Annotated in this window: 10 protein-coding genes; 5 read left to right on the forward strand and 5 right to left on the reverse strand. The window is 71.9% G+C overall.

The features are described 5' to 3' along the window. Nucleotides 1-20 precede the first annotated feature (20 nt). Nucleotides 21-986: a cell envelope lipid trafficking protein PgfA gene (gene pgfA, locus IE264_RS36550; RefSeq protein ID WP_032756593.1), complete on the forward strand. Its 966-nt coding sequence runs from the start codon at nt 21-23 to the stop codon at nt 984-986. On the opposite strand, the gene hrpB is transcribed toward pgfA, so the two are convergent. Together hrpB and IE264_RS36560 are read right to left on the reverse strand one after the other, a co-directional pair. Next, nucleotides 973-3,474, reverse strand: a complete 2,502-nt coding sequence (hrpB, locus tag IE264_RS36555) for an ATP-dependent helicase HrpB (protein ID WP_032756595.1) — start codon at nt 3,472-3,474, stop codon at nt 973-975. The genes pgfA and hrpB overlap by 14 nt on opposite strands. Continuing rightward, on the reverse strand, nt 3,471-4,352 hold the full coding sequence (locus tag IE264_RS36560) for a class I SAM-dependent methyltransferase (RefSeq protein ID WP_032756597.1): 882 nt from the start codon (nt 4,350-4,352) through the stop codon (nt 3,471-3,473). The genes hrpB and IE264_RS36560 overlap by 4 nt, the downstream gene beginning before the upstream one ends. A 434-nt stretch (nt 4,353-4,786) precedes the next feature. Between IE264_RS36560 and rpsA the strand changes: the two genes are divergently transcribed. Then, nucleotides 4,787-6,304 (forward strand): 30S ribosomal protein S1, encoded by a 1,518-nt coding sequence (gene rpsA / locus IE264_RS36565; protein WP_015607885.1) that lies wholly within the window; start codon nt 4,787-4,789, stop codon nt 6,302-6,304. A gap of 101 nt (nt 6,305-6,405) precedes the next feature. On the opposite strand, the gene IE264_RS36570 is transcribed toward rpsA, so the two are convergent. Beyond that, complete coding sequence (locus IE264_RS36570; RefSeq protein WP_015607884.1) at nt 6,406-7,383, reverse strand: right-handed parallel beta-helix repeat-containing protein; 978 nt, start codon at nt 7,381-7,383, stop codon at nt 6,406-6,408. Between the two features lie 225 nt (nt 7,384-7,608). Here IE264_RS36570 and IE264_RS36575 point away from each other — a divergent pair, with 225 nt between their 5' ends. The 3 genes from IE264_RS36575 to IE264_RS36585 all read left to right on the forward strand — a co-directional run bounded on the left by IE264_RS36575 (nt 7,609) and on the right by IE264_RS36585 (nt 9,705). Next, entirely contained in the window at nt 7,609-8,547 is a 939-nt protein-coding gene (locus tag IE264_RS36575) for a PAC2 family protein (RefSeq protein WP_032756600.1), read from the forward strand. Nucleotides 8,548-8,613: 66 nt separating this feature from the next. Beyond that, nucleotides 8,614-9,222: a dephospho-CoA kinase gene (gene coaE, locus IE264_RS36580; protein ID WP_032756602.1), complete on the forward strand. Its 609-nt coding sequence runs from the start codon at nt 8,614-8,616 to the stop codon at nt 9,220-9,222. 114 nt (nt 9,223-9,336) lie between these two features. Continuing rightward, on the forward strand, nt 9,337-9,705 hold the full coding sequence (locus IE264_RS36585; protein WP_015607881.1) for a tetratricopeptide repeat protein: 369 nt from the start codon (nt 9,337-9,339) through the stop codon (nt 9,703-9,705). 21 nt (nt 9,706-9,726) lie between these two features. On the opposite strand, the gene IE264_RS36590 is transcribed toward IE264_RS36585, so the two are convergent. After that, the gene (locus IE264_RS36590) at nt 9,727-10,059 is read right to left on the reverse strand and encodes a DUF6343 family protein (protein ID WP_015607880.1); all 333 of its coding nucleotides are present in this window, start codon (nt 10,057-10,059) and stop codon (nt 9,727-9,729) included. Between the two features lie 100 nt (nt 10,060-10,159). Then, entirely contained in the window at nt 10,160-10,516 is a 357-nt protein-coding gene (locus IE264_RS36595) for a hypothetical protein (RefSeq protein WP_031125621.1), read from the reverse strand. Nucleotides 10,517-10,561 lie beyond the last annotated feature (45 nt).

The following is a 10,561-nucleotide window of genomic DNA, read 5'->3' on the forward strand; positions in this document are numbered from 1 at the left end:
GCGAGGGAGAGGTCACCACCATGCGCCGCCGAGCCGGTCTCGTACTCCTGGCCTTCGCCGTCTTCTTCGCCGCCCTGTCGCCCCTGCTGCGCTGGTACGCCTTCCCCCGCCTGGCCAAGGTCCCGCCGAACCAGTACCAGGAAGTCGTCCTGGAGGCGAAGCCCGCCACCCTCCTCGACTACACGACCCTCAAGGCGAAGGAGGTCGAGAAGGTCACCATCGTCCAGACGCTCAAGGGCAATGTGGAGGAGTCCGAGAAGATCGAACGCAGCGCCGGGCGGGACGTCGTCGTCTGGGACGCGCTCTCCTACATCCAGGGCCCCGACGGCAAGATGGTCTCCGAGATCCCCGAGCGCTACATCTTCGACGCCCACACCCAGGCCCCCGTCAACGCCACCGGCGAGATGGTCGACGGCGACCCGGTCCGGCGCACGGGCATCGAGTTCAAGTGGCCCTTCCTCACCGAGAAGCGGGACTACGAGTACTTCGACGCCCAGAGCCGCACCACCGCGCCCATCCACTACAAGGGCACCCGCACCTTCCGCGGCCTGGAGGTCTACTACTTCGAGCAGACGATCCCGTGGACCAAGGTCCCGATGCCGAAGAAGATGCCCATCGAGGGCGTCACCGCCGAGCAGATCACGCAGACCGGCATCACCCGCTGGTACACCACCAAGCGCATGTTCTGGGTCGACCCCGTCACCGGAGCCCCGGTCAACGGCGAGGAGATCCACCGGGAGGAGCTGCGCAACGCCAAGAAGATGGGCATGTCCGAGGACACCGTCACCGCGTTCTCCGGCCATGTGAAGATGCGCGAGGACTACATCGTGGACACCGTCGGCCTGGTGAAGTCCCAGCGCGTCCTGGTCCTCCTCCTCACCTCCTACCTGCCCTGGGGCTTCCTCGGCCTCGGTATCGGCCTGCTCGCACTGGCCCTGTGGCTGGAGGCCCGCTCCCGGACACCGCGGGAACCTACGAGCGCTTGAGCCGCGCCGAGGTGTACCGCGTCGCCTGTACGGTCGTGGGGTCCTCCGGCCACGGGTGCTTCGGGTAGCGGCCGCGCAGCTCCGCCCGTACGGCCTTGTAGCCGTCCTGCCAGAACGACGCCAGGTCCGCCGTGACAGCGGCGGGCCGCCCGGCGGGGGAGAGCAGATGGACCAGGACCGGCACCCCGGCCACCCGGGGCGTCTCGCTCAGCCCGAACAACTCCTGGAGCTTCACCGCGAGTACGGGCTGTTCGCCGCCGTACTCGACCCGGATACGGGAGCCGCTCGGCACCTCGATCCGCTCCGGCGCCAGCTCGTCCAGCCGCACCGCCTCACCCGTCGCCCACGGCAGCAGCCGGCGCAGCGCCTGGCCCGCGTCGATCCGGCCCAGGTCGGAGCGGCGCCGGGCCCGGGAAAGCTCCGGCTCCAGCCACGCCCCGGTCTCCGCCGGCAGCGCCTCGTCCGAGACGTCCGGCCACGGCGCGCCCAGCACCCGGTGCAGGAACGCCAGACGCAGCCGGAACTGCTCACTGTCCCGGGTCCACCGCAGCAGCCCGAGCCCCTCCCGCCGCAGCCCCTCCACCAGGGCCCCGCGCACCAGCTCCGGATCCGGCTGCTTCAGCGGCCGCACCGACAGCTCCACCGCCCCCACCCGGTCCACCGACCGGGCCACCACCTCGCCGTCCACCCAGCGGACCTCCTCGCCGCGCACCCGCAGGTGCCCGGCGGCCAGGAGCGCGGTGGGCTCGTCGACCACCGCCGCCAGCCGCACCCGGGCGGAGGCCGCGTGGGAGGGCCGGTCCGCGACGGCGACGGCCAGCCAGGGCGCGCTGCGCAGCCGCGACCCGTCCCGCAGCTCCGCGCCGGTCCCCGACACCATGAGGAAGGCCCCGTCGCCTCGGGCCCGCGCCACCCGCTCGGGGAACGCCAGCGCGGCGACGAGCCCCACGACGGCGTCATCGGAGCGGCTCTCGCCGGAGCCGGCGCCCTCCACCTGGGACGACAGCCGCCGCACCTCCTGCTTCCACCGCGCCGCGTACCCGTCCTGACCCCGGCGGGCGGTCCGCAGCGCCGCCGCGAGATCGTCCCCGTACTCCCTCGGCGGCTCCTCGCTGAGCAGGGCCACCACCTCCGCGGCCCGCCGCGCCCCGGCCTCCTTCGCGCCGTCCAGCAGGGCGCGGGCCAGCCGGGGGTGCAGCCCGAGCCGGGACATCCGTACGCCGCGTGTCGTGACCCGGCCCTCCGCGTCCACCGCGCCGATCGCCTCCAGCACCTCCCGGGCGGCGCCCATCGCCCCGGCGGGCGGCGGGTCCAGCAGCGCGAGCGAGGAGGCGCCCGGGTCGCCCCAGCACGCCGCCTGGAGCGCGAACGCCGCGAGGTCGGCGACCTTGATCTCCGGGGCCGGGAAGCGCGCGAGCCGCCCGTCCTCGGCCTGCTCCCAGCACCGGTACACCGCCCCCGGCGCCTCCCGCCCCGCCCGGCCCGCACGCTGCCGCCCGGCCGCCTGCGAGGCCCGGACGGTGGTCAGGGCGCTCAGGCCCCGGGCATGGTCGGTACGGGGTTCCCGGGCGAGGCCCGAGTCGACGACGACCCGCACACCGGGCACGGTCAGGGACGACTCCGCCACGGAGGTCGCCAGGATCACCCGCCGCCCGCCGGAGGACCCGGCGAGCACCGCGTCCTGCACGGCGGCCGGGGCGCGCCCGTGGACCTGGAGCACCTCGGCGTCCGCCCCGGCGAGCTGCCCGGCCACCCGCGAGATCTCCCCGACGCCGGGCAGGAAGCAGAGCACGTCCCCCTCCCGCTCACCGAGCGCCCGGCGCACGGTGGCAGCCACATGCGTCAGCAGCGCCGGGTCGACGCGCATCCCGTGCGGCGGCTTCACCGGCCGGGCGGGCGGCGCCCAGACCACTTCCACCGGATACGAGACGCCCTGGGCCTCGACCACCGGGGCGTCCCCCAACAGCCGCGCCCACCCCTCCGCGTCCGTCGTCGCGGAGGCCGCCACCAGCCGCAGATCGGGCCGGATCGCCTCCCGTACGTCGAGGAGGAAGGCGGCCACCGTGTCGGCGTCCAGATGGCGCTCGTGGCACTCGTCGATGATCACCACGTCGACCCCGGCCAGCTCCTGGTCGCGCTGGAGCCGCTGGAGCAGCACCCCGGTCGTCACGACCTCCACCACCGTGTCCCGCCCCACCACGCGCTCCCCGCGCACGGTGAAGCCGATCCGCCCGCCCGGCTGCTCGCCCAGCAGCCACGCCATGCGCCGCGCCGCCGCCCGTGCGGCGATGCGGCGCGGCTCGGCGACCACGACCCGGCGCACCGGGCTCTCGCCGGTCAGCCCGGCCAGGACCAGCGGGACGAGGGTCGTCTTTCCGGTGCCGGGCGGGGCGCAGAGGACGGCGACGCCCCGGTCGTCGAGCGCGCGCCGGAGGGCGGGCACGGCGGTGCGGACGGGCAGCAGGTCGAGGGCTTGGGTGCGGATCACGCCCCCAGTGTCGTACGGGCGCTTCCCTCTGCGGACGGTCGGTCCCGCTCGCAGACGAAGATCGCCGTCCCCGGGATCAGGTTGCCGCGCAGCGGGGACCAGCCGCCCCACTCCTGGTTGTTCCACGCGGGCCACTCCGGTTCGACCAGGTCGACCAGGCGGAACCCGCCCGCCACCACGTCCCGGACCCGGTCACCGAGCGTGCGGTGGTGCTCCACGTAGACGGCGTCGCCCTGTTCGTCCTGCTCGACATAGGGGACGCGGTCGAAGTAGGAGGCGGCGACGGAGAGGCCCTCGGGCCCCGGCTCGTCCGGGAACGCCCAGCGGATCGGGTGCGTCACGGAGAAGACCCAGCGCCCGCCGGGCCGCAGCACCCGGTGGACCTCGCGGAAGACCTGCACGGGGTCGGCGACGAAGGGCACCGCCCCGTACGCGGAGCAGGCCAGGTCGAAGGAGCCGTCCCGGAAGGGGAGCCGGCCCGCGTCCGCCTCGACCAGCGGGATGCCCTCCCCGATCCGCAGGGCGTGCTGGAGCTGGCGGTGGGAGAGGTCGAGCGCGACCGGGCGGGCGCCCTGCGCGGCCAGCCAGCGCGAGCACTGGGCGGCCCCGGCGCCGATCTCCAGGACGTCGAGCCCCTTGAGGGAGGCGGCGGGCCCCAGCAGGGCGGCCTCCGCCTCGTCCAGCCCTTCCGGGCCCCAGACGAAGCGGTCGTCCCCCAGGAAGCCGCCGTGATCGTTCTGGTACTCGTCCGCGTTCCGGTCCCACCAGCCCCGGCTGGCCCGGCTGCTCTCGGCCTCGTCCGCCGCGCGGCGGGTGGCTGCGGGTTCTGCGGGGTCGTCGGGTTCGTCGGAGTGGGTTCCGTGGATCTCTTGGCTCATCGTGCCCGTCGTTGTAGTTTGCCTTCACTCGCCGCACGCGGTACGTACCAGAGGTGGTACCGGGATACGGACGCGTGCGCGCGACGCCTTGCCGCACTGCCGTATTGTGTTCGGGTCGATCGGCCCGAACACGCCTCGGAGAACAGGAGTTGCTCCGGTACAGGGCCGATGAGGGGCCGTTGTGTCCCCGGTCCGCGCCTGCGCGCATTGACCCTGTCCGGCTGCCCCCGTATGCTACAAGTTGCGCTGCGAGCCTGCGCGCCTCAGACCTAGCAGGCCGCGCTCGCGTCTGTTGCATGTCCCCTCGGTTGTCGAGGCGTCTCTCCGGAAACGGATTGCGCGCTTTCCAGGCTGTCCGGCTTCTGCAGAGGCGATACGGGCTTTCGGCGTGGCAGTACCTACGACTCTCTGTCCGTACCGGAGCCCTTTCCCACATGACGAGCAGCACCGAGACCACCGCCACCACTCCGCAGGTTGCGGTCAACGACATCGGCGACGCGGACGCGTTCCTCGCGGCGATCGACGAGACGATCAAGTACTTCAACGACGGCGACATCGTTGACGGAGTCATCGTCAAGGTTGACCGGGACGAAGTTCTCCTCGACATCGGTTACAAGACCGAAGGTGTCATCCCGAGCCGCGAGCTCTCGATCAAGCACGACGTCGACCCGAACGAGGTCGTCAAGGTCGGCGACGAGATCGAGGCCCTGGTTCTCCAGAAGGAGGACAAGGAAGGCCGCCTGATCCTCTCGAAGAAGCGCGCTCAGTACGAGCGTGCCTGGGGCACCATCGAGAAGATCAAGGAAGAAGACGGCATCGTCACCGGTACCGTCATCGAGGTCGTCAAGGGTGGTCTCATCCTCGACATCGGCCTCCGTGGCTTCCTCCCGGCGTCGCTCGTCGAGATGCGTCGCGTCCGCGACCTCCAGCCCTACGTGGGCAAGGAGCTCGAGGCCAAGATCATCGAGCTGGACAAGAACCGCAACAACGTGGTCCTGTCCCGCCGTGCCTGGCTCGAGCAGACCCAGTCCGAGGTTCGCCAGACGTTCCTCACCACCCTGCAGAAGGGTCAGGTCCGCTCCGGCGTCGTCTCCTCGATCGTCAACTTCGGTGCCTTCGTGGACCTGGGTGGCGTCGACGGTCTCGTGCACGTCTCCGAGCTCTCCTGGAAGCACATCGACCACCCCTCCGAGGTTGTCGAGGTCGGCCAGGAAGTCACCGTCGAGGTCCTCGACGTCGACATGGACCGCGAGCGCGTCTCCCTGTCGCTCAAGGCGACGCAGGAAGACCCGTGGCAGCAGTTCGCCCGGACGCACCAGATCGGTCAGGTCGTCCCGGGTAAGGTCACGAAGCTCGTTCCGTTCGGTGCGTTCGTCCGCGTCGACGAGGGCATCGAGGGTCTGGTCCACATCTCCGAGCTGGCCGAGCGCCACGTGGAGATCCCGGAGCAGGTCGTCCAGGTCAACGACGAGATCTTCGTCAAGGTCATCGACATCGACCTCGAGCGCCGCCGCATCAGCCTCTCGCTGAAGCAGGCCAACGAGTCCTTCGGTGGCGACCCGGCCTCGGTCGAGTTCGACCCGACGCTGTACGGCATGGCCGCGTCGTACGACGACCAGGGCAACTACATCTACCCCGAGGGCTTCGACCCCGAGACCAACGACTGGCTCGAGGGCTTCGAGGCGCAGCGCGAGGTCTGGGAGACCCAGTACGCCGAGGCGCAGACGCGCTTCGAGCAGCACCAGGCCCAGGTCATCAAGTCCCGCGAGGCCGACGAGGCTGCTGCGGCCGAGGGCGCTGCTGCCCCGGCCGGCGCTGCTCCGGCCGCCTCCGGCGGCAGCGGTGGCGGCGGCGGCTCGTACTCCTCGGAGTCGGCGGACAACTCCGGCGCCCTGGCGTCGGACGAGGCCCTTGCCGCCCTGCGCGAGAAGCTGGCGGGCGGCCAGAGCTGACGCTCCGACCCCCGGCGGCTCATCGGCTGCGGTAGAGCTGTAGAGCACTGAGTGAGGCCCGTCCCCTTCGGGGGGCGGGCCTCACCCATGTGTTCAGCCCGTCATGGCGTGACGGTGATGTTGGTCAGCCCCCTGCCGCCGGTGACGGTGTTGCTCGCGTACACCGTGGTGCGGCAGTTGGCGCTGTTGTTGGTGACGTTGATGGCGAGCTGCCGGTCGCCGGTGGCGCCGGACAGGTTCGAGGTGTTGTTGCGGAAGACGGTGCCGCAGCCCCAGCCGCTCTGCTGGGTGTGGGTCTCGTAGCCGTTGTTGGTGGTACGGGTGCCCCTGTTGCCCTCCACCAGCACGTTGTTGCCCTTCACGTCGACCCAGGAGTCGTCGTAGTTGGCCCCGGTGAGCCCGTTGCCGTCGAAGGTGTTGCCGATGATCCGGGCGCCGGTGGTGCCTTCCTTGATGTCGATGTTCTCGCCGCCGACCCCCGGCCCGATCGTGTTGTTGAGGATCTGCGCGTTGTCGCTCCGGTCGGAGAGGTCGTTCGCCGTCCCGACGTAGACGCCCTCGCCCATGCCGCGTCCGTTCTGCCCGGTGTCGTAGATGCGGGAGTTCTTCAGTACGCCGTCCCGGGAGGACGTGCGGAAGTGGACGCCCTCCATGTCGAGGTCGTGGATGGTCACCGAGTCGATGACGACGCCGTTCGCCGCGTCGGTCATGATGCCCTTCTGGCCGCCCTTGATCGTGACCCCCTGGACCGTCCAGTACGAGGCGCCGTTCAGGTGCAGCCCGTTGCCGCCGCCCGCCGTCAGGACGGCTCTGCCGGAGCCGGTCAGGGTGATCCGGGCGCCGGAGGTGCCCGGCCGGGTGGCCTTGAAGTTCCCGGTGTACGTGCCGTCGGCGAGCCGGATCGTGTCACCGGGGGAGACCGTGGTGAGCGCCGACTTCAGCTGGGCCGCGGTGGACACGTCGATCACGGCCGCCGCCTTCACGGCTCCGGCGTTCGCGGTCCCGGCGCCGGTCAGGGCCAGCCCGCCGGTGGCGAGGGCGGCGGCGAGCAGAACGGTGAACGGAGTGCGGGTGCGCATGGGGGTGCCTTCCCGTCGGAGGGGTCCAGAATGTTCCGGTACATGAATACGGAATGCATCTCTGAACGTGTTGCCCAGTGACGGTAGGGACGGCGGCAGGGCGCGTCAAGGTCTGGACCAATAACTGACATGCCGTGAAGCTCCGTTGCCGGAAAGTGCGGTCGCGGGGAATGCTCATGGAGCCGACCGCGTTCTTCCCAAGGAACACGAGGAGGAGCGGTAACCGTGCCTGATCCGCAGAGTTTGTACGAATGGGAGCCGAAGGGCCTGGCCGTCGTCGACATGGCGCTGGCCCAGGAGTCGGTCGGCCTGGTCATGCTCTACCACTTCGACGGATACATCGACGCGGGCGAGACCGGCGAGCAGATCGTCGACGGCCTGCTCGAAACGCTGCCCCACCAGGTCGTGGCCCGCTTCGACCACGACCGGCTCGTCGACTACCGCGCACGGCGCCCGCTGCTGACCTTCCGCCGCGACCGCTGGACGTCCTTCGAGGCCCCGACCCTGGAGGTCCGGGTCGTCCAGGACGCCACCGGAGCGCCCTTCCTGCTGCTGTCGGGCCCGGAGCCGGACGTGGAGTGGGAGCGGTTCGCCGCCGCCGTCGAGCAGATCGTCGAGCGCCTCGGCGTACGCCTCACGGTGAACTTCCACGGCATCCCCATGGGCGTCCCGCACACCCGCCCCGTCGGCATCACCCCGCACGGCAACCGCACCGACCTGATGCCGGGCCACCGCAGCCCCTTCGACGAGGCCCAGGTCCCCGGATCGGCGGAGTCCCTCGTGGAGTACCGGCTGATGGAGTCGGGCCACGACGTCCTCGGGGTCGCCACCCACGTCCCGCACTACGTCGCCCGGTCCGCCTACCCGGACGCGGCCCTGACCGCGCTGGAGGCCATCACCGCCGCGACCGGCCTGGTCCTGCCCGCCCTCGCGCACTCCCTGCGCACCGAGGCCCACCGCACCCAGACCGAGATTGACCGCCAGATCGGCCAGGGCGACGAGGAACTCGTCTCCTTGGTCGAGGGCCTTGAGCACCAGTACGACGCGGTCGCCGGCTCCGAGACCCGCGGCAACCTCGTCGCCGAACCGGTCGACCTGCCGTCCGCCGACGAGATCGGCCGCGAGTTCGAGCGCTTCCTCGCGGAGCGGGAGGGCGACGGCTGAGCTGCTCGGCCACCGAGCGGGAGGGTGGCGGCCGGGCGCCCCGGCGGGACCCGTAGGCTGCGGCCCATGCTGAAAGTGGGCCTGACCGGCGGGATCGGCGCCGGCAAGAGCGAAGTGTCACGGCGACTCGTCGCGTACGGTGCCGTGCTGATCGACTCCGACCGGATCGCGCGCGAGGTCGTCGAGCCCGGAACTCCCGGGCTCGCGGCCGTGATCGAGGAGTTCGGACCGGACGTCCTGACCGCCGACGGCACCCTGAACCGCCCCGCGCTCGGCGCGATCGTCTTCGCCGACCCGGACCGCCGCGCCGCGCTGAACGCGATCGTCCACCCCCTGGTCGGCGCCCGCGCCGCCGAGCTGGAGCGGGAGGCCGGTGCGGACGCCGTCGTCATCCATGACGTACCGCTGCTGGCGGAGAACGCCCTCGCCCCCTTCTACGACCTGGTCGTCGTCGTGGACGCGTCCCCCGAGACCCAGCTCGACCGGCTGGTCAACGTGCGGGGGATGACCGAGTCCGACGCCCGCGCCAGGATGGCCGCCCAGGCGACCCGCGAGGAGCGCCTGGCCGTCGCCGATCTGACCGTGGACAACGACGGGTCGCTGGAGGCGCTGGAACCCCAGGTCCGCGGGGTCTGGGAGGAACTGCTGCGCAGGGCGGCCGCCACCACCCGCTGACTCCGCGCCGGACACCCGTACGGACCACTCGTACCGACCACCCGTGCCGGCCCGCTGGAATACCCGCACCGGGGCGGACGTTGGAAACCCGGGAGCGAAGGGAAGGATGCGACCGTGCCCGAGAGCAACCCGGAAACCCATGTCATCGACTTCCGCGCGGCCGAGCAACTGCTCGACGCCCGGGACCCCCGGGGCGCGGTCAAACTGCTCGACTCGGTGATCGCCGCCCACCCGGAGAACACCGCCGCCCGGCTGCTGCGGGCCCGCGCCTTCTTCGCCTCCGCCCAACTGCGCCCGGCCGAGCTGGAGTTCGAGCTGGTGCTGGAGCGCGAGCCGGACAACGCGTTCGCCCACTACGCACTGGCCCGCACCTTCCAGCGGGCGGGCCGCCCGGAAGCGGCGATGCGCCACTTCCGGCTCGCGGCCGCGCTCGACCCGAAGCCGGAGTACCTGAAGGCGGCCAGGTTCGACGCCGGAGGCTGAGCTTCCGGCGCTCCGCGCCCGTCACGGCGGTTTCGTACGGTCCCCCGGGTCGGGCCTCCGCCACCGGGGGCGTCCGCCCCGGTCGGGTTCGTACGGCGGCACGTCCCGGCCCGGCTGGAAGTGCGCCCCCTGACGCATGCGGTACGTGACCACACAGAGGTCCAGGACCGTGAGGACCAGGAGCACCGCACAGGCCACCGCCCAGCCGGGCCGCCCGGTCAGGGAGAAGGCCAGCAGACCGAAGAGCGCCCAGAACGTCCCCCACAGACTCAGCCAGAACCGCATCCGCAACGGACTGCGGGCGGTCGCGGGCTCACTGCCGGTACGCATGGCGATCACCTCACACTCCAGCATGGACCCGCGAGGCCCGCGGCGGGAACCGCGGCCGACCCGGTGTGATCGCGGGGGCCGCCCTGGTCCGCTCGGTGCGCGAAGGCGTACGCGTACCGGCCGGTCAGTGCACGAAGGTGTAGCTGCGCCACGGCGGGCCGCTCTCGGCCGCCACATCGCTGAACCGGGTGGCCACGTACGCCGCCCCGCGGCCGGTGCAGTCGCGGGTGGGGTAGACGATGATGTCGACCAGAGTGCCGTTCTCGAGCTCGCGGGCCCCGGCGGGGGCCAGCCGGTGGCAGCCGCGCACCGAGGGGCTGTTCACCTGCACCACCGCCTCGCGGTCGGTCGTGTACGTCACCGGGCCGACCGCGGTACGGCCGAGGCCGGAGCAGCCCGAGACGGTGAGGGCCAGGAGCGAGGCCGCGGCGACGGCACCCAGACGGCGTCGGCGGCGGGGATCGGGCGCGGTCACGGACATGGGCGGGTCCTCGTCTGCTCGTCCGGTGCTCGTCCGGCTCTCATC

Origin of the sequence: Streptomyces microflavus, from assembly GCF_014650075.1 — a bacterium.
GTDB lineage: Bacteria > Actinomycetota > Actinomycetes > Streptomycetales > Streptomycetaceae > Streptomyces > Streptomyces microflavus.